General features: G+C 72.3%; 13 protein-coding genes and 2 pseudogenes. 7 read left to right on the top strand and 8 right to left on the bottom strand.

The window, feature by feature from the left end; genetic code table 11:
* The first annotated feature begins 217 nt into the window (after positions 1 to 217).
* Both ACFRIC_RS10280 and ACFRIC_RS10275 read left to right on the top strand, forming a co-directional pair.
* Positions 218 to 1,525 carry an ammonium transporter gene (locus ACFRIC_RS10280; protein WP_382782333.1) on the top strand — a complete coding sequence of 436 codons (1,308 nt, stop codon included), beginning with the start codon at positions 218 to 220 and terminating at the stop codon, positions 1,523 to 1,525.
* Positions 1,522 to 1,860, top strand: a complete 339-nt coding sequence (locus ACFRIC_RS10275; protein WP_382782331.1) for a P-II family nitrogen regulator — start codon at positions 1,522 to 1,524, stop codon at positions 1,858 to 1,860. Before ACFRIC_RS10280 ends, ACFRIC_RS10275 begins: the two co-directional genes overlap by 4 nt.
* Here ACFRIC_RS10275 and ACFRIC_RS10270 read toward each other — a convergent pair.
* The 4 genes and pseudogenes from ACFRIC_RS10270 to ACFRIC_RS10255 form a co-directional block, all read right to left on the bottom strand.
* Positions 1,757 to 2,779, bottom strand: a pseudogene (locus tag ACFRIC_RS10270) (WxL protein peptidoglycan domain-containing protein); the annotation flags it as partial. The gene ACFRIC_RS10275 and the pseudogene ACFRIC_RS10270 sit on opposite strands and share 104 nt — an antisense overlap.
* 127 nt (positions 2,780 to 2,906) lie before the next feature.
* Positions 2,907 to 4,232: a beta-xylosidase gene (locus tag ACFRIC_RS10265; RefSeq protein ID WP_382782328.1), complete on the bottom strand. Its 1,326-nt coding sequence runs from the start codon at positions 4,230 to 4,232 to the stop codon at positions 2,907 to 2,909.
* A gap of 307 nt (positions 4,233 to 4,539) precedes the next feature.
* Complete coding sequence (locus ACFRIC_RS10260) at positions 4,540 to 5,016, bottom strand: hypothetical protein (RefSeq protein ID WP_382782325.1); 477 nt, start codon at positions 5,014 to 5,016, stop codon at positions 4,540 to 4,542.
* Between the two features lie 322 nt (positions 5,017 to 5,338).
* Positions 5,339 to 6,181 (bottom strand): helix-turn-helix transcriptional regulator, encoded by an 843-nt coding sequence (locus tag ACFRIC_RS10255; protein ID WP_382782323.1) that lies wholly within the window; start codon positions 6,179 to 6,181, stop codon positions 5,339 to 5,341.
* Positions 6,182 to 6,300: 119 nt separating this feature from the next.
* On the opposite strand from ACFRIC_RS10255, the gene ACFRIC_RS10250 reads away from it, so the two are divergent.
* Positions 6,301 to 7,179, top strand: coding sequence for an NAD-dependent epimerase/dehydratase family protein (locus ACFRIC_RS10250; protein ID WP_382782320.1), 879 nt, complete (start codon positions 6,301 to 6,303; stop codon positions 7,177 to 7,179).
* 121 nt (positions 7,180 to 7,300) lie between these two features.
* On the opposite strand, the gene ACFRIC_RS10245 is transcribed toward ACFRIC_RS10250, so the two are convergent.
* The 4 genes from ACFRIC_RS10245 to ACFRIC_RS10230 form a co-directional block, all read right to left on the bottom strand.
* Positions 7,301 to 8,563 carry an MFS transporter gene (locus ACFRIC_RS10245; RefSeq protein ID WP_382782317.1) on the bottom strand — a complete coding sequence of 421 codons (1,263 nt, stop codon included), beginning with the start codon at positions 8,561 to 8,563 and terminating at the stop codon, positions 7,301 to 7,303.
* Positions 8,560 to 9,864 (bottom strand): GH1 family beta-glucosidase, encoded by a 1,305-nt coding sequence (locus ACFRIC_RS10240; RefSeq protein ID WP_382782314.1) that lies wholly within the window; start codon positions 9,862 to 9,864, stop codon positions 8,560 to 8,562. Before ACFRIC_RS10240 ends, ACFRIC_RS10245 begins: the two co-directional genes overlap by 4 nt.
* Positions 9,865 to 10,029: 165 nt before the next feature.
* Entirely contained in the window at positions 10,030 to 10,296 is a 267-nt protein-coding gene (locus ACFRIC_RS10235) for a protealysin inhibitor emfourin (protein WP_382782311.1), read from the bottom strand.
* An 86-nt stretch (positions 10,297 to 10,382) separates the two neighbouring features.
* Positions 10,383 to 11,453: a M4 family metallopeptidase gene (locus tag ACFRIC_RS10230; RefSeq protein WP_382782309.1), complete on the bottom strand. Its 1,071-nt coding sequence runs from the start codon at positions 11,451 to 11,453 to the stop codon at positions 10,383 to 10,385.
* Between the two features lie 320 nt (positions 11,454 to 11,773).
* Here ACFRIC_RS10230 and leuA point away from each other — a divergent pair, with 320 nt between their 5' ends.
* The 4 genes and pseudogenes from leuA to ACFRIC_RS10210 form a co-directional block, all read left to right on the top strand.
* Complete coding sequence (gene leuA, locus ACFRIC_RS10225) at positions 11,774 to 13,525, top strand: 2-isopropylmalate synthase (RefSeq protein WP_382782306.1); 1,752 nt, start codon at positions 11,774 to 11,776, stop codon at positions 13,523 to 13,525.
* A gap of 185 nt (positions 13,526 to 13,710) precedes the next feature.
* The gene (locus tag ACFRIC_RS10220) at positions 13,711 to 14,406 is read left to right on the top strand and encodes a TerB family tellurite resistance protein (RefSeq protein WP_382782303.1); all 696 of its coding nucleotides are present in this window, start codon (positions 13,711 to 13,713) and stop codon (positions 14,404 to 14,406) included.
* A gap of 166 nt (positions 14,407 to 14,572) precedes the next feature.
* A complete protein-coding gene (locus ACFRIC_RS10215) occupies positions 14,573 to 16,654 on the top strand; it encodes an MMPL family transporter (protein WP_382782300.1) in 2,082 nt (693 codons plus the stop codon).
* Between the two features lie 89 nt (positions 16,655 to 16,743).
* A pseudogene (locus ACFRIC_RS10210) lies at positions 16,744 to 17,919 on the top strand (sensor histidine kinase); the annotation flags it as partial.
* Positions 17,920 to 18,059 lie beyond the last annotated feature (140 nt).

Raw genomic sequence — 18,059 nt, 5'->3', positions numbered from 1 at the left:
GCCCGCCGTACCAAGCCGTCCCAGGCCCCTGAAGCCGCCGTTCCGGTTCCCGCGCGCGGGGTGATCCCCGGCAGGGCGCCGATCACCTCCACGGTGAGGATTCGGTAATCACGGCGCAATGAAACACCACGGAAACGCGGGTGTGCGCAACCGGAAACGCGGGCCCACGACGCTCTGACGACGCCCCGCCCGTGCCCCCCACTCCGCTGGAGAGACCGTGACCCTGGCCGCTTCCCGGATCGACACCGGCGACACAGCCTGGCTGCTCGCCGCCACCGCGCTCGTGCTCCTGATGACCCCGGGGCTCGCCCTCTTCTACGGCGGCATGGTCCGCGCGAAGAGCGTGCTCAACATGCTCATGATGAGCTTCGTGTCGATCGCCCTGGTCACGGTGGTGTGGCTGACCGCCGGCTACTCCCTGGCCTTCGGCGAGGACGCGTTCGGCGGGCTCGTCGGCGGTCTGGAGCACGCCGGGATGGCCGGGATCGGGCCGGACAGCGTCCAGGGCTCCGTCCCCACCCTGCTCTTCGCCACGTTCCAGCTCACCTTCGCGATCATCACCGCCGCGCTCATCAGCGGGGCGGTCGCCGACCGGGCGAAGTTCGGGGCCTGGCTCGTGTTCGTGCCCGTTTGGGCGCTGCTCGTATACGTTCCCGTCGCGCACTGGGTGTGGGGCCCGGGCGGCTGGATCCGGGACGGTCTCGGCGCCCTCGACTTCGCGGGCGGCATGCCGGTCGAGATCGCCTCGGGCGCCTCGGGACTGGCGCTGTGCCTGGTGCTCGGACCGCGGCTCGGGTTCAAGAAGGACGCCATGCGCCCGCACAACCTCCCGATGGTCATGCTCGGCGCCGGTCTGCTGTGGTTCGGCTGGTTCGGCTTCAACGCCGGATCCGCCCTCGGTGCCAACGGTCTGGCCGCCGCGGCCTTCCTCAACACCCTCGCCGCTGGCTGCACGGGTCTGCTCGGCTGGCTCCTCGTCGAGCAGCGCCGTGACGGCCACCCGACCACCCTGGGCGCGGCCTCGGGCGCGGTCGCCGGTCTGGTGGCCATCACCCCCTCGTGCGGAGTGGTGTCCCTGCTGGGCGCGCTCGCGGTCGGACTCGCCGCCGGCGCCGTCTGCTCGTACGCCGTGGGCTGGAAGTTCAAGCTGAACTACGACGACTCGCTGGACGTCGTCGGCGTGCACCTGGTCGGCGGTGTCATCGGCACGCTGCTCATCGGCGTCTTCGCCGTCCACGGGATGACCGGCGGCCCCGAGGGGCTGCTGTACGGCGGAGGCCTCGGGCAGCTCGGCCGGCAGCTCGTCGGTGTGCTGGCCGTCGGGACGTACGCGTTCGCCGCCACGTACGGCATCGGCCGGGTCATCGACCGGCTCATGGGGCTGCGGGCCGAGGAGGAGCACGAGCGGACCGGCCTGGACCTTACGGTGCACGCCGAGAGCGCCTACGATCACGGGGTCCTGGGCCACGGCGCCCCGGTGTCGTCGTCCCTTCCCACCGCGCAGAAGGTCAAGCCCCAGGCATGAAGCTCATCACCGCGATCGTCAAGCCCTTCCGTCTCGACGAGGTCAAGGCCGCCCTGCAGGAGCTCGGCGTGCACGGGATGACCGTCACCGAGGCCAGCGGGTACGGGCGTCAGCGCGGGCACACCGAGGTGTACCGCGGCGCCGAGTACCAGGTCGACCTGGTCCCCAAGGTACGGATCGAGGTCGTCGTCGAGGACGCGGTGGCCGACGCGGTCATCGACGCGGTGGTGAAGGCCGCGCAGACCGGAAAGATCGGAGACGGAAAGGTGTGGTCCGTACCCGTGGAGACGGTCGTACGGGTACGGACGGGCGAACGCGGGCCCGACGCGCTCTGAGCGTCACCACGGCCGCGGCGAGCGCGAGGACCGCGAGCACGGCCACCAGCCACGGCAGGGCGAGGAACGACACGCTCGCCGACTCCCGGGTGCCCGGCGCGCTGGCCGTCAGCGTCACGTCGCCCCAGTCGAGCTGGGGCGCCCCGTGCCAGGGCGCGGTGAGCCGGACCCGCTGGCCGGGGAGCAGCTCCGAGGGGATGCCCGCGAGTTCGCGGGACAGCAGGGTCCGCCCGAAGAGACCCTCGGCCCTCAGCCGCACCTTGGGGTTCAGCGTCACGTTGCCCGTGTTGTGGAGCGTGTACGAGACGGTGGCCGAGCCGGATCCGATGCCGGGGATCAGCGGCTGGTGGTGGGTGAGGCGCACCTTCTCCACGGCGAGGGCGGGGACGGTGGGCCCGCCGACGCGGAGGTAGACCCGGGCGGCGACGGCTCGCCGCACCCCGACCGAGAGGGAGCCCGAGCCCGTCTCGATCCGTTCGTCGAGCGCCACCAGCGCGCCCGGATGGTCGCCGGGTTCGGCCCCCTCGGGGACGTGGAGCGTGAACGGCACGGTGACGCGGCCGTGCGCGGGCACGGTGACCCGGGAGCGGGCGGGCTCGGCCCAGGCCCCCACCCCGCGCTGCTTCTCCGACAGGGTGCGGACGGCGAAACCGCCGTCGCGGGCGGTGTTGTAGGCGTCGGCCGCGTAGAGCCGGAACGTCAGCGGGGAGCCGGTCTTGTTGGCGACGGTGACCTTGTCGCCCAGGGTCTGGCCGGGGTCGGCGGACAGATAGAAGTAGGGCCGCTCGGCGATGCGCGAGGAGACCGGGTAGACCGACCAGCTCCCGTTGTCGGCCGCGTACGAGGGCGCGGCCGTGAGGGCCACGAGGGCGGGCAGGACCAGGAACACGCTCAGGAGGAGGGCGTACGGCTTGCGCATGGGTGCGGACCCCCGCGGACGGCATCGGCGGACTGGCGGCTCTCGTCGTGCGTGAACTCCCCTGTGTGGACGGGCGGGTGCGCGCCCGGCCACGGGGGTGCGGACGACCGGTCGAAGGGCGGACCGGTCAGCTCAGCGTCAGCGTGAGCACACCGGAGTAGGAGCCTGGCGGCGTGAACTCCGGCACGTTCAGCGACAGTCCGGCGTCGACGGTGAACTCACCACCGGTGAGGGTCCCGTTGGGGGTGGACGCCAGGGTCGCTCCCGAGGTGCCGACCGTGCCGGACGAACCGGCCTGGCAGGTGCTCGGGCTGCCGGCCTTGGTGGTGCAGGCCGGTGTCCAGCTCAGGGCGCCGGCGGCGATCTTCGCGCCGGGGCCGGTGAAGTCGGTGACCTTGCCGGTCAGGGACCAGCCCGCGGGTCCGCCGCGGAAGTCCTTGACCGTCACCGTCTGCAGGGCGCCGGTGGATGCGCCGCCCTTGCCGTAGTCGACCGCGGACAGCGCGACGGCGTCCCCGGCCTGGGTCATCGACAGCGTTCCCGCCTTCACCGTGGTGGTGAGCTTCTGACTGCCGTCCGGGACGGGTGTGTTGTCGATGACGACGTACGCGGCGGGGCCCGCTCCGTGGTCCGGGTCCCAGCTCGCTCCCTCGTACGCGACCACGCCGGTCGTCGTCTTGTCGTTGACGACGAGCGAACCGCTGACGGAGCCCTGGGCGTTCGCGGTCACGGTCGCCGTGTCGGCGGTCTGGGTGGCCCCGGACCGTCCGGCGAGGGTGACGGCGGCACCCGGGGTGAAGCCGCTGCCGGTGACGGTCACGCTGTCACCGGGGTTGCCGGAGGCCGAACCGAGCTGGATGGCCCGGGTGTTGGTCTGTCCACCCGTCGCGGTGACCGTCTCCGACACCGGGGCGGGCGGGTTGGTGACCGTGCACGGGGTGTCCAGCTCCATGATGTAGCTGGTGTGGATGTTGTAGTCACCGGGGGACAGGGTGATCGCGCCGGGCGCGGTCACGGTGAACGTGCCGGTCATGCTGAACGACGGGAAGGCGCCCTTGGCGGGCACCGGGTCGTTCTTCTTGGGGCCGGCGACGGTGACGCTTCCGGTCTGTGCCCCGCCCAGCGTCACCTTGCCGGTGGGGGTCATGATGTCGGCCGGCAGCGCGAGGTCGACGGGGTTGCTGGCGGCGGGACTGACCACCGTGTAGGTCACGGTGACCGTGTCGCCGACCTTGGGACTGGCGTTGTCCACCGCGATCTTCGCGGTGGTGGTGCCGTCGATCGGCGGGATGCCCGCGATCGCGGGCGGGATGCAGTGCGTGGCGAAGTCCACGTTCGTGGGTGCGGCTCCGGCCGGAGCGGCCAGCGCGCCTCCCACGGTGAGTGCGAGCACGGTCGCCCCGAGCAGTGCCGCGACACGGCGTCTTCGGCTGGTCGGACCCGTGGTTGACATGGGTGTTGCCCCCCTCCTGAGGGATGCGGGCGCAGCGGCTCGTCTGCGCCGACAGGGGGACATTGATGTGCCGGTCGTGTGAGAAGTCAATGGAGACCCGGCGCAGTGACTGATGGGCCATCAGGTTCTGTCATGGTCACCAACTCGGCTTGCTGGTGCCGGAGTTGTCGTTCCGGGTGGCTAGCCTCGGGGGCCGGGCCGGGCCGGGCCGGGCCGGTGCCGCTGCGCGCGGGCGGCACCGGCCCTCTTCACGTCGTGGCGCGGTGGATCAGTGGATCAGTGGATCGGTGACTCGTGACTCAGTGGCTCAGTCGAAGACGAACGGCCCCGGGGACTGCGGTGCGTCCGCCGTGCAGGTGATCGTGATGCCGAAGATCGTCATCTTCAGCGAGCCGCCGTAGAACTCCAGGCTGTCGCCGGAGGCGACGGTGCCGTCGAGGGGGCCCACCGACACTCCGCTGCCGGTCGCCATCGCGGGGTTCTTCTTGCCGCTGAAGGCGGTGGTCCCGCCGCTCGCGTTCACCAGGGAGAGCGTCGAGGTGACCGAGTTCGCGGCGATCGGGATCGGGGCCGTGATGGCGGTGGAGCTGAGGGTGACGGTCGCGGCCGTGCCGTCCTGGGTGGCCGTGAGGGTGGCCGCGCCGCCGCCACCGATGGTGCAGGTCGCGTTGATCGTGGCCGTCTGGGGAGTGACGGCCGCGGCGGCCGGCGCGAAGGCCAGACCGGTCGCGGCCAGGGTGCCGGCGGCTAACGCCGAGACCGTTGCGAGTCGCTTGCCTCTCATCGAAATCCCTTCCCTTGTGGGGAATTGCCATGTGGGGATGGTCGGGACGGAGCCGTCCGCCCTGGTCCGGGCACACGGGCTCCTCACCTCTGTGCCCGGTGAGGGTGCGGGGAGACGTGTACGCGGACCGTCCGCGGGTGGGGGTGCGGGACGCCGTGCGGGGGCGTGTGCGACGGTCCGTCGGAATGTGCGGTTCCATTGAGGCGCAGGCACCTTGCGATGACAAGGGAAGCGAGCGGGTTCCTTCAACGGTCATGAAAAGTGGCCGAAGTTGGACCCGGGCGCGCGGACCGACGGCTGGACGGCCACCCGGTCCGGGAGGTCACCGCCGACCGGTGGCGGGCGCGAGGTCCTGCAGGCCCACCACGCGCAGCAGCCGCAGACGTTCGTGGGACTCGGTGCCGGGGCGTGCCGTGTGGACGACGAGGAGCTGGTTGTCGCCGGAGCTGAGCAGGATCTCGCAGTCGAGTTCCAGCAGTCCGACCGTGGGATTCAGGAACCGCTTCGTCGCGGAGCGCCGTACGGCGACCTCGTGGGACTCCCAGAGCTCCGCGAACTCCTCGCTCCTGGCGCGCAGTTCGGCCACCAGGGCGGCCGGCGCCGGGTCCGTGGGGCGGGCCGCGGTGACCGCGCGCAGGTTCGCGACGTGGGAGCGGGCGTGCTCGGGGCGGTCCTCGGGCGGGAAGAGGGACCGGGAGGCCGGGTCGGTGAAGAACCCGCGTATGAGATTGCGCCCGGGTTCGCTCCGACCCGTCAGCGCCGCCGACATCGCGTTCTGCGCGAGCAGCTCGCCGTAGTCGGTCACGACCTGGGCGGGCGCGTCGTGCAGCCGGTCGAGGATCAGCAGCAGCCCGGGGCGCACGTGCGAGGAGGCGCCCATGGCGCGGGGCGGTTCCTCACCGGCCAGGTGGAAGAGGTGGTCCCGCTCGTCGCCGGTCAGCCGCAGCGCCCGTGCCAGCGCGCCCAGCATCTGGCGGGAGGGGCGCGGCCCCCGGGCCTGTTCGAGCCGGGTGTAGTAGTCCACGGACATGCCCGCGAGCGCCGCCACCTCCTCGCGGCGGAGGCCGGGGGTGCGGCGCCGGGAGCCGGCCGGGAGTCCCACGTCGGAGGGCTCCAGACGGGCCCGGCCGCGGCGCAGGAAGTCGGCTACCTCGGGTCGGTCCACCCCTCCAGGGTGACGCAGGCCTCCGGTCTTATCCAGGGACCGCCGGTCCCTGGATCAAGAGGTCTCTCCCGCCCCGTCCGGCACGGGGGGACGGTGGAGGCCGACGAGAGGAACACATCATGCTGACACTGGTGACCGGAACCACCGGCGAGGTCGGACGCCGTTTCGTCCCCCGTCTGCTGCGAGCGGCACCCGCCGGGGACCGGGTGAGGATCCTGGTGCGCGACGAGTCCCGGGCGACGGCCCTGTCCGGGCTCACCGGCCCGACCGGCCTCGGGCCGGAGATCGCCGTCGGGGACCTGCGCGACCCGGCGACGCTGGACAAGGCCCTGGTAGGCGTGGACGCGGTGGTGAACATCGCGGCCTCCTTCCGCGGCGTTCCGGACGACGAGGCCTGGGCGGTCAACCGCGACGCCGCGCTGGAGCTGGGCCGCGCCGCCGCCTCCGCGGGGGTGCGCAGGTTCGTGCAGGTCAGCACCAACCTGGTCTACGGGACCGGCCGGGGCCGCCCGCTCACCGAGGACGACCCGAGCGTGCCCGGCGGCGAGATGTGGGGTGCCTACCCGGCCTCCAAGGCCGAGGCCGAGCGCGGGCTGCTCGCCCTGGACACGGACATGGAGGTACGGATCGGCCGCCTCCCCTTCGTGTACGGGGAGGGCGACCCGCACCTGGCCGCCTCGTTGCGGTGGGCCGGGCAGTGGGCCGCCACGCAGCGGCTGCAGATGGTCCACCACGCGGACGTCGCCCAGGGCCTGCTCCGGCTGCTCCACGCCCCCGCCGTGGGCGCCACCCCGATCTACAACATCGCCGACGACGCCCCCGTCACCACCGTCGACCTGCACCGGATCAACGGCGTCGAGGTGCCGCCCGCCCTGTACGAGCGCACCGACCCCGACCCCTGGAACGGCATCGTGTCCACCGACCGCATCCGCCATGACCTGGGATACCGCCCGGTGTACCCGTCCCTGTGGACGGCCCGCGACGCCGGCGCCCTGTGACCCGCCCGGCGGCCCGTTCCCGGCACCCGCCCGGCGAGGGCCGTCGGCGCCCGCCGGGGGAGGGCCGTCGACGCCCGCAGGGGGGAGGGCCGTTCGGTCCGCCGGAGGGAGGGCCGTCGGTTCAGTCCACCCCCTTGATCCGTACCACCAGCACCGCGCCCGCGAGGCCGATCACCGCCGCGACCAGGTACAGGACCCGGTAGCCGCCCAGATAGGTCACGATCGGGGCGGCCAGGACCGGGGCCGCGACCTGTGGAAGGGCGTTGGCGATGTTGATGACGCCGAGGTCCTTGCCGCGGTCGAGGGCCTTGGGCAGCACATCGGTCATCAGGGCGAAGTCGACCGAGGTGAAGACGCCGAACCCGACGCCGAGGACGGCCGCGGCGGCGATCGCGCCGGGCCAGGTCTGCCAGCCGGCCAGGGCCGCCGTGGCCACCGCCATCAGCACGCCGGACCAGATCACGAACGGCTTGCGGCGCCCCAGCCGGTCCGACCACACCCCGCCCACCACGACCGTGGCCAGCAGCGTGATCCCGTTCACGGCGGTGAGGACGAGGACGCCCTGCTCGGGGTCGTCCAGGCGCAGCCGGTCGCGCAGGTAGTAGAGCAGGTACAACAGCACGAGGGCGTTGCTGAGGTTGATCAGGAAGCGGGTCAGCCAGGCCCACGCCAGGTCGGGGTGCTCGCGTGGACTCAGCCGGAAGGACGCGAGGAACTCCCGCCCCGACCAGGGCGGCCGGGCCGACTCGGGCAGCCGCAGGTCCTTGTGGCGCAGGACGTACGGCAGGACGCCCACCAGCGTGAACACCGCGCACGCCGCGTATCCGCCGCCGGTGCCCCCGGCCACGGTCGCGAGCCCGGTGCCGCCGACCACGCCGAGGATCTGCGCCGCGCCCAGCCAGCCGCCCACGCTGCCGCGCTGGAGCCGCGGCACCCGGTCCGGGACGGCCGCCGTGACCGCCGCGAACGCGGCGTTCAGGGTGAGCTGGACCAGACACCAGCCCGCCGCCATCGTCCAGATGCCGCCCGCGCCCGCGAGGAGCAGCAGGGACAGCGCGCCGCCGGCCGCCCCCGCCACGATCCACGGCGTCCGGCGGCCCCACCGCGCGGTCGTCCGGTCGGACAGCGCGCCGAAGAGCGGGTTGGCGATCAGCGAGACCACCGCGCCCGCACCCGTCACCCAGGCCAGCATCGTCTCCTTGGACATGCCGGTGCCGGGCGCGAAGTCCTCCGCCTGGGAGGCGAGGAGGATCTGGAGCGGGCCGTACCAGCCCACCCAGATCGCCCCGTTGGCGAGCGAGAGCGCGGACGTCCAGCCCCGGCCGACCCGTTCGACGGGCTCGGCGAGGGCGGACAGGGGAGCGACCCGGTCGGCCGCGGTCATCTCTGTGCCCGCAGGGCGTCCCGCAGCCAGGCGTACGAGGCCTTCGGGGTCCGTTCCAGGGTGTCGTAGTCGACGTGCACGAGTCCGAAGCGGCGCTCGTACCCCTCCGCCCACTCGAAGTTGTCCATCAACGACCAGACGAAATAGCCGCGTACGTCGACGCCCTGCTCCAACGCCCCGTGCAGCGCCCGTATATGGCCGTCCAGGAAGGTGATCCGCTCCTGGTCGTCGATGCCCTCGTAACTGCAGCCGTTCTCCGTGATGACGACGGGCGGGAGGCGGTCGCCGTAGCGCTCGCGGAAGCCGGTGAGCAGCTCGGTGAGCGCCTCGGGCACCACCGGCCAGCCGAAGTCGGTGACCGGGTACCCGTCCAGTTCCTTGACGGTGAACGGCAGTTCGGCGGGCAGGGTGAGTCCGCCGAACTCGATCTCCGCGCCCTCGGGGGCGCCCACCTTGGTCGGCTGGTAGTAGTTGATCCCGTACCAGTCGACCGGCTCTCCGATGATCTTCAGGTCCGACTCGACGTCACCGGGCATCAACGCGCCGATGCCGTCGGGGTAGCGGCCCAGCAGGACGGGGTCGGCGAAGAGCCGGTTGAGCAGGAGGTCGTAGAAGTCGGCCGCCTCCACGTCCTCGGTACGGTCCGAGGCCGCCCAGGTCGGGCCGTGCGAGTTGGCGATCCCGATGTCGCCGGCCCCGGCCGCGCGCAGCGCCCGTACGGCCAGACCGTGGGCGAGGAGCTGGTGGTGGGCCACCGGCAGCGCGTCGAACATGAGCCGCTTGCCGGGGGCGTGCGCGCCCAGGGCGTGCCCCAGCAGGGTGTGCTCGGCGGGCTCGTTGAGGGTGATCCACTTCTTGACGCGGTCGCCGAGGCGCTCCGCGACGGCCGAGGCGTACGCGGCGAACCGCTCGGCGGTGTCCCGGTCCGCCCAGTCCAGCTCCGCCGGCAGGTCCCAGTGGAAGAGGGTCGGTACGGGCCGTACGCCGGCCGCGCACAGGGCGTCGACCAGGCGGTCGTAGAAGTCGAGGCCGCCGGGGGAGTTCACCCGGGGCCAGGAGACGGAGAAGCGGTACGCGTCCACGCCGAGGCCGGCCAGCAGCGCCACGTCCTCGGGGTAGCGGTGGACGTGGTCGCAGGCCACCGCCGCCGTGGAGCCGTCCTTGATGTGACCGGGCCCGGCGGTGAAGGCGTCCCACACCGAGGGGGCGCGCTCGTCCACGGCCCCCTCGATCTGATGGGCCGAGGTGGACACGCCCCAGAGGAAGCCGGACGGGAACTGGGGGAGGGGGTTGGTCGCCATGCGCGATCATCTGTACCCGCGGTAACGGAAGTCAACGGGTCGGCGCCAACCCGCGGCCGGGCATGCCCCGTCGGGCCCGCTCCTCCCGGCGTCCTGCCTCGGGCGCTCCTTCAGGCTCCCCGATCCCGGGCACCCGCTTCAGGCTCCCCGACCCGGGCGCCTGCTTCAGGCTCCCTCCTTCAAAACCCGGGAGATCAGTTCGCGCTGGTCCTCCGTGAGCTTCGGGTCGGCGGCGTGGACGGTCCTGCCGTCCACGGTGATCTCGTAGTGGAATCCGTCCGGGATGCCGGCCGGCGGCGTGTCCTGTCCGGCGGCGAGCACCCGTTCGGCCAGGGCGCGCCACTCGGGGGCGTCGGGCCGTGCCGAGGTGTCCACCTCGGCACGGCGCTCGATGCCCGCGAACCCGCCCGTACGCCGCACTTCGATACGCATGGGGTCCTGTCCGGTACGAGTCGTGCACCGGAGGCGGGTGCCTCCGGGCTACGGGTCGGATACCCGGGATCCGGCGGCGGATCCCGCTAGGCGGAGGGAACCCCGACCTGCTCCCAGGCCTTCGACACGGCCTGCAGTTCCTCGCCCTCGTCGTACCGGGTCCGGGCCGCGGCGAGCGTGAGCCGCGCGAAGTCCGAGAAGTCGGCCTGCTGCGACAGCTCCCCGCCGGTCAGCACGTCGTACCAGATCTGTCCGGCCCGCTCCCACGCGTGGCCGCCGAGGGCCTGGGCGACGAGGTAGAAGGCGTGGTTGGGGATGCCCGAGTTGATGTGGACGCCGCCGTTGTCCCGGCTGGTGTGGACGTAGCCGTCCATCGTCCCGGGCTGCGGGTCCTTGCCGAGCACGTCGTCGTCGTACGCGGTGCCCGGTGCCTTCATGGAGCGCAGGGCGGTGCCGGTGACCCGCGGGGCGAGCAGCCCGGCGCCGATCAGCCAGTCGGCCTCGCCGGCGGTCTGGCCGAGCGTGTACTGCTTGATCAGCGATCCGAAGACGTCCGACATGGACTCGTTCAGGGCGCCCGACTGGCCGAAGTAGGCGAGGTTCGCCGTGTACTGGGTGACGCCGTGGGTCAGCTCGTGGCCGATGACGTCGACCGGGAGGGTGAAGTCGAGGAAGATCTCGCCGTCGCCGTCGCCGAACACCATCTGCTCGCCGTTCCAGAAGGCGTTGTTGTAGTCCTTGTCGAAGTGCACGGTGGCGTCGAGCGGCAGGCCCTCGCCGTTGATCGAGGTGCGCTCGAAGGCGTTCAGGTACAGGTCGAAGGTGGCGCCGAGGCCGGCGTACGCGCGGTTGACGGTGGCGTCCCTGCCGGGCTTGTCGCCCTCGCCGCGGACCCTCTTGCCGGGGAGGTCCTGGCGGTGGCGGGCGTCGTAGATCGTGCGGTGCGGCGCGCGGTCGTCCGCCCCCGCGGGGGCGGCGACGGCGGGCGCGCCGATCACGGTGGTCAGCCGGCGGTGGGTGCGCTCGTACGCGTCGCGCTCCAGGGTCTGGCGCGCGGGACCGGAGAGCGCGGGGTCCTCGTGCTGGGCGAGCTTGTCGAGGACGTGGGGCGGAACGATGGTGCAGTGGACGGGCTCGTGGCCCCCGTTGGTCGTCATGCCCGGCACCCTTGCACTGAGTGATCTCTATGTCACTACGTGCAACCATGATTGGTGAAATGCGCGGATAAGGAGCCGGGGATTCCGGCGTGAAGTGGTATGGCGCACTTTTTGTCCCGTTTGCCGCGCCCGATCCCGCATACTGATACAGCCCTCCGCACGGAGCGGGGCTCCGCTAGGCTGCGGAGCATCATGCGTTTCGGGCTGCTTCTTCTTAGCTGCCGCGGCGAGGGCCTGTAGTCGAGGCCGACCCCCTCCCCGCGGAGTCTGGCGTTGCGCCGTCGGCCGTCCTTTCGGACATCCTGAGGAGCCCACGCATCATGGCGAACAGCCACAGCAGCGAGCAGACCCGCGCCAACCGCCAGCGTCCCACGTCGATGCCGGTCCACAAGTACGGCCAGTACGACCAGGTCGACATCCCGGACCGCGACTGGCCGAACAACCGGATCACCGTCGCCCCCCGCTGGCTCTCCACGGACCTGCGTGACGGCAACCAGGCCCTGATCGACCCCATGTCGCCCGCGCGCAAGCGTGAGATGTTCGACCTGCTGGTCAAGATGGGCTACAAGGAGATCGAGGTCGGCTTCCCGGCGTCGGGCCAGACGGACTTCGACTTCGTCCGCTCGATCATCGAGGACGAGACCGCGATCCCGGACGACGTGACGATCTCCGTACTGACGCAGGCCCGCGAGGACCTGATCGAGCGGACCGTCGAGTCGCTGAAGGGCGCCAAGCGCGCCAACGTGCACCTGTACAACGCCACCGCGCCGGTCTTCCGCCGCGTCGTCTTCCGCGGCTCCAAGGACGACATCAAGCAGATCGCCGTCGACGGCACGCGTCTGGTCGTCGAGTACGCGGAGAAACTGCTGGGCCCCGAGACCGAGTTCGGCTACCAGTACAGCCCCGAGATCTTCACCGACACCGAGCTGGACTTCGCGCTGGAGGTCTGCGAGGCGGTCATGGACGTCTGGCAGCCCGGTCCGGGCCGCGAGATCATCCTCAACCTGCCCGCCACGGTGGAGCGTTCGACCCCCTCCACGCACGCGGACCGCTTCGAGTGGATGGGCCGTCACCTGTCCCGCCGTGAGTACGTGTGCCTGTCGATCCACCCGCACAACGACCGCGGCACCGCCGTCGCCGCCGCCGAACTGGCGCTGATGGCCGGCGCCGACCGCGTCGAGGGCTGCCTGTTCGGGCAGGGCGAGCGCACCGGCAACGTCGACCTGGTCACCCTGGGCATGAACCTGTTCTCCCAGGGCGTCGACCCGCAGATCGACTTCTCCGACATCGACGAGATCCGTCGTACGTGGGAGTACTGCAACCAGATGGAGGTCCACGCGCGCCACCCGTACGTGGGCGACCTGGTCTACACGTCCTTCTCCGGCTCCCACCAGGACGCCATCAAGAAGGGTTTCGACGCCATGGAGGCCGAGGCGGCCGCGAAGGGCGTCACCGTCGACGACATCGAGTGGGCCGTCCCGTACCTGCCCATCGACCCCAAGGACGTCGGCCGCTCCTACGAGGCCGTCATCCGGGTCAACTCGCAGTCGGGCAAGGGCGGTATCGCGTACGTCCTGAAGAACGACCACAAGCTGGACCTGCCGCGCCGGATGCAGATCGAGTTCTCGAAGATCATCCAGGCGAAGACCGACGCCGAGGGCGGCGAGGTCACGCCGAAGGACATCTGGGCGACCTTCCAGGACGAGTACCTGCCCAACCCCGACAACGCGTGGGGCCGTATCCAGGTCAGGACCGGCCAGTCCACCACGGACAAGGACGGCGTCGACACCCTGACCGTCGAGGCCACGGTCGACGGCACCGACACCGTCCTGAGCGGCACCGGCAACGGCCCGATCTCCGCCTTCTTCGACGCCCTGCAGTCCATCGGCGTCGACGTGCGCCTGCTGGACTACCAGGAGCACACGATGAGCGAGGGCGCCTCCGCGCAGGCCGCGTCGTACATCGAGTGCGCCATCGGCGACAAGGTCCTGTGGGGAATCGGCATCGATGCGAACACGACACGCGCTTCGCTGAAGGCCGTCGTCTCCGCCGTCAACCGAGCGGCCCGCTGACCTCGTTCACCTGGTTCTTTCCGGCCCCGTCCGCCTTTCGAGGCGGGCGGGGCCGAGTCGTGTCCCGGCCAATTCGTGTGCAGGTCACGAGCAGGTCTCGTCCCAGGTACTGACTACACCTCAACAATGTGGCTAACATCACGCCAGCGCGGCGATGTTGCCGTGGCGTTACGGAGGTGTGCGACGTGCTGCCAGGATGGGGACGAAACGGTCGTGCAGTTCAGGTTCCCCGCATCCTGGGCACCCGTACGGCGTGGAGCACCGTCGGCGACGGGGAGTTCTTCTGCCCCGGCTGCGGCGGCGACCGCAACTACCAGCGGCTCACCGGGCGACGCCGCTTCACCCTTCTGGGTGTTCCCGTGCTCCCGCGCGGCGAGACGGGACCCGTCGTCGAATGCGCGGCCTGCGGCCACCACTACGGCGCCGACGTCCTCGACCACCCCACCACCACCCGCTTCTCCGCGATGCTCCGCGACGCCGTCCACACCGTCGCCCTCGCGGTCCTCGCGGCGGGCGGCGGCTGCGCCCGCTCCTCCCTGGAGACCGCCGCCGCGACCGTCCGCTCGGCCGGCTTCGACGACTGCACCGAGGACCAGCTCAGCGCCCTCGTCGAGGCCCTCGCCGCCGACACGGGCCGCTTCTTCGGCGAGCCCTGCGGAGCGAGCCTGGCCATTGAGCTCCACGAGGCCCTGGACCCGCTGGCCCCGCACCTCGCCGCGACGGGCCGCGAGGCGATCCTCCTCCAGGGCGCCCGCATCGCCCTCGCCGACGGCCCCTACACCCCCGCCGAACGCGACGCCCTCGCCACCGTCGGCGCGGCCCTGACGATCTGCTCCGACGACGTGACCCGCCTCCTGGCCACGGCCCGCACTCCGTCGTAGCGCCCCCGAAGCCCTCCGCCGCACTACTCCCCAGGGAGTAACGAGAGCCCCGGCACACCCGGCGCAGTAGGGGCCGGGTCGGTCCCCGGGGCGACGAAAGGCGGTCCACGGGCCGGAAGTCTGGAACACGACAACCAGACATCCGGACCGGAGGGAGGCCCTGTCCATGGGGGCCGGAGAGACAAGTACGCCGTCGCGGCGGAGGGCCGTGCCGTGGGCGGTGCTCGCGCTGTGGATCGGGCTGCTGGCCGTCGTCGGCCCGTTCGCGGCCAAGCTGTCGGACGTGCAGCACGACCGCGCCGTCGACTATCTGCCGTCGAGCGCCGACTCCACACGGGCCGCGAAGATCGAGGACCGGCTGCCCGGCGGCGAGACCACCGAGCTGGTGCTCGTCTACCACCGCGACGGGGGACTCCGGCCGGCCGACCGGGACACCGCGGCCCGCCAGGTCGCCGCGATCACCCGGGCGAACCCGCTCACCGGCACCCCCAGGGCCATGCCGTCCTCCGACGGCAGCACCCTGATGTACCCCCTCGCGAGCAACGCCCCCGGCACCGACGAGAAGAAGCGCGACGCGTTCGTGAACGACGTCCGCGACGTGGCCCGCGACACGGACGGCATGAGCGTCGTCGTCGGCGGACCCGGCGCCCTGGCCACCGACGCGGGCGAGGTCTACAACTCGCTCGGCGGGCCGCTGCTCTACACCACCGTCGCCGTCGTCGCCGTCCTGCTCATCCTCATCTACCGCAGCCCGCTGCTGTGGCTCGTCCCGCTCGCCGTCGCCGGCGTCGCGGACTATCTGTCGATGGGCGTCGCCTACGGCCTGAACCAGGCGTTCGGCACGGTCGTCTCCGGACAGAGCTCGGGCGTGATGACGATCCTCGTCTTCGGCGCCGGAACCGACTACGCCCTGCTGATCATCTCCCGCTACCGGGAGGAACTGCGGCGCGTCGAGCGGCCCTACGACGCCATGAAGGAGGCCCTGCGCGGCTGCGGGCCCGCCGTGCTCGCCTCCTCCGGGACCGTCGCGGCCGGACTGTTCTGTCTGCTCGCCGCCGACCTCAACAGCAGCCGGGGCATGGGCCCGACCGGCACGGTCGGGGTGCTGTGCGCCCTCCTCGCCATGCTGACCCTGCTGCCCGCCGTGCTCGTCCTGCTCGGCCGCCGGGTGTTCTGGCCGCTCGTCCCCGCCTACGGCAGCGAGCCCCGGCAACGGCGGAGCCTGTTCGCCGCGATGGGCTCCTCGGCCGGCCGCCGGCCACTCGTCGTCCTGGCGAGCGGAGCCGCCCTGCTCGGGGCCCTCGCCCTCGGCACCCTGAATCTGCCCGGCGCGCTCAAGCAGGAGGACTCCTTCGTCCACCGGCCCGACTCGGTCACCGCGATGGAGACACTCGCCCGCGCCTACCCCGGGCGGGGCACCCAGCCGATCACCGTGATCACCCCCACCGGACGAGCGGACGCCACGCTGTCCGCCGCACGCGGGCACAGCGGCGTCGCGAGCGCCGAACGCGGACGCAGCGGCGGAGGCTGGACCGAGATCTCCGTCATCGCCCGCGGCGCCCCGCAGTCGGCGGCCGAGACCGCCACCATCAAGGCCCTGCGGGCCGACCTCGGCGGATCGTACGTCGGCGGCCCGAGCGCCCAGCAGCTCGACCTCCAGGACACGAACGCCCGCGACCGGCTCGTCGTCGTCCCGATCGTGCTCGTCTCGGTGCTGCTGATCCTGATCCTGCTGCTGCGCTCCCTCGTCGCGCCGCTGCTGCTCGTCGCCGCCGTCATCGCGGTGTGGGGCGCGGCCCTCGGCATCGGCGGCCTCGTCTTCGGCCCGCTGTTCGGGTTCGAGGGCACCGATCCCGGCCTCGGCCTGCTGTCCTTCGTGTTCCTGGTCGCCCTCGGCGTCGACTACGGCATCTTCCTCATGCACCGCATGCGGGAGGAGTCCCTCTCCGGCGCCGAACCGGCGGCCGCCGCGCTCACCGCGCTGCGCACCACGGGGGGCGTGATCGCCTCGGCCGGCCTCGTCCTCGCGGCCACCTTCGCGGTGCTCACGAACATGGGGCTCCTCCAGCTCGTCGAGCTCGGCTTCGTCATCTCCGTCGGGGTGCTGCTCGACACCTTCCTCGTCCGCACGTACCTGGTCACCAGCGCGAGCGTGGCCCTGGGACGCAAGGTGTGGTGGCCGGGCGCCCTCTCCCGCGAGCCCGACCCCGAGAAGGCCGGACGACAGGACCCCGTCCCCGTCGGCTGACCCGCACCCTCCGGACGACGGACAACGGGCGCCCCCGCCTCCCGCGGGGGCGCCCCCTCACGGAAGATGAAGCGGTGGACGTCAAAGGCATGCTGCACCTCACCGGCTTCGGACACCCGAGCGCCACCGACCCGGCGCGGGTCGTGCGCCAGGACGCGCTGCTCGCGGGCGCGCTGCTGCTCCTCGACGTCACCGTGGCGCTCCTCCTGCACGCGGACGGCCGGCGGCCGGACGCGCTCGGCTGGAGCCTGCTGGTCGCCGCCCACCTCCCGATGGTCTTCCGGCGGCGTGCCCCGCTCGCCGCGTTCCTCGGGCTCGTCGCCTGCGTGGCCCCGTACCACGCACTCGACTTCGACCACAGCGCGCCGCTGCTCGTCTCGATGACCGCGCTGTTCACCGTCGCCGTCACCGGGAGCCCGCTGCGCTCCCTGGTCGTCGGCAGCGGGGTCATCGGCATCATGCTCACGGTCAAGTTCGGGCAGGGTGCCGCCGAGGGCACCCAGGCGCTGCGCATCACCGGCTGGATCGTCGCGTTCATCGTGCTCGGCGTGTACGTCCGGGTGCACGGGCAGTACTTCGCCTCGGTCGTCGAACGCGCGGAGCGCGCCGAGCGCACCCGCGAGGAGGAGGCCCGCCGACGGGTCGCCGAGGAACGGCTGCGCATCGCCCGGGACCTGCACGACCTGCTCGCCCACAGCATCACCCTGATCGGCGTGCAGACCTCCGTCGCCGCGCACGTCCTGGCCGCCGACCCCGACCGTCTGGACCGTACGGCCGTCGCCAAGGCCCTGGACGACATCTCCGAGACCTGCCGGACCGCGCGCGGCGAACTGCGGAGCACGCTGGAGGTGCTGCGCGACACCGAGCACGGCGGCGGCGACGGCCGGGGCCCGCTGCCCGGCCTCGACGCCGTGCCCGATCTGGTGGCGGCGGCCCGTTCGGCGGGCACACGGGTGGAGGCGTCGTCCGTGGTGGGGGCCGAGGGCGTTCCCACCGCCGTCGGCGCCGCCGCCTATCGCATCGTCCAGGAGGCCCTCACCAACGCGGTACGGCACGCGGGCCCGGAGGCGAGCGTCCGCGTGGAGCTGGACACGGACGGCTGGGCGCTGCGCGTGCGGGTCACCGACGACGGCATCGGGGACGCGGGCGGTCCGCCCGGCTTCGGTCTGGTGGGGATGCGGGAGCGGGCCCGCAGCGTGGGCGGCACCGTGGAGACCGGGACACGACAGGAGGGCGGATTCGCGGTACTGGCCGTCCTGCCCCTGCGCCCGGCGGTACCGGACCAGCAACCCGATTCCGGCCGCCCGGCGGTATCGGACCAACGACCCGACCTCGGCCGCCCGGCGGTGCCGGACCAGCGACCCGACCTCGACGGTCGAGCGGTGCCCGGCCGGCGACCCGATTC

This window comes from Streptomyces sp. NPDC056738 (assembly GCF_042790435.1).
Lineage (GTDB): Bacteria > Actinomycetota > Actinomycetes > Streptomycetales > Streptomycetaceae > Streptomyces.
This window is presented reverse-complemented; position numbering and strand designations above follow the sequence as displayed.

What these genes read in the sequence shown, in the direction of transcription:
- ACFRIC_RS10215 (WP_382782300.1), top strand. Translation starts at nt 14,573, where the DNA reads ATGGGGGCCGGAGAGACAAGTACGCCGTCGCGGCGGAGGGCCGTGCCG.
- ACFRIC_RS10265 (WP_382782328.1), bottom strand. Translation starts at nt 4,232, where the DNA reads ATGTCAACCACGGGTCCGACCAGCCGAAGACGCCGTGTCGCGGCACTG.
- ACFRIC_RS10250 (WP_382782320.1), top strand. Translation starts at nt 6,301, where the DNA reads ATGCTGACACTGGTGACCGGAACCACCGGCGAGGTCGGACGCCGTTTC.
- leuA (WP_382782306.1), top strand. Translation starts at nt 11,774, where the DNA reads ATGGCGAACAGCCACAGCAGCGAGCAGACCCGCGCCAACCGCCAGCGT.
- ACFRIC_RS10240 (WP_382782314.1), bottom strand. Translation starts at nt 9,864, where the DNA reads ATGGCGACCAACCCCCTCCCCCAGTTCCCGTCCGGCTTCCTCTGGGGC.
- ACFRIC_RS10275 (WP_382782331.1), top strand. Translation starts at nt 1,522, where the DNA reads ATGAAGCTCATCACCGCGATCGTCAAGCCCTTCCGTCTCGACGAGGTC.
- ACFRIC_RS10235 (WP_382782311.1), bottom strand. Translation starts at nt 10,296, where the DNA reads ATGCGTATCGAAGTGCGGCGTACGGGCGGGTTCGCGGGCATCGAGCGC.
- ACFRIC_RS10230 (WP_382782309.1), bottom strand. Translation starts at nt 11,453, where the DNA reads ATGACGACCAACGGGGGCCACGAGCCCGTCCACTGCACCATCGTTCCG.
- ACFRIC_RS10245 (WP_382782317.1), bottom strand. Translation starts at nt 8,563, where the DNA reads ATGACCGCGGCCGACCGGGTCGCTCCCCTGTCCGCCCTCGCCGAGCCC.
- ACFRIC_RS10260 (WP_382782325.1), bottom strand. Translation starts at nt 5,016, where the DNA reads ATGAGAGGCAAGCGACTCGCAACGGTCTCGGCGTTAGCCGCCGGCACC.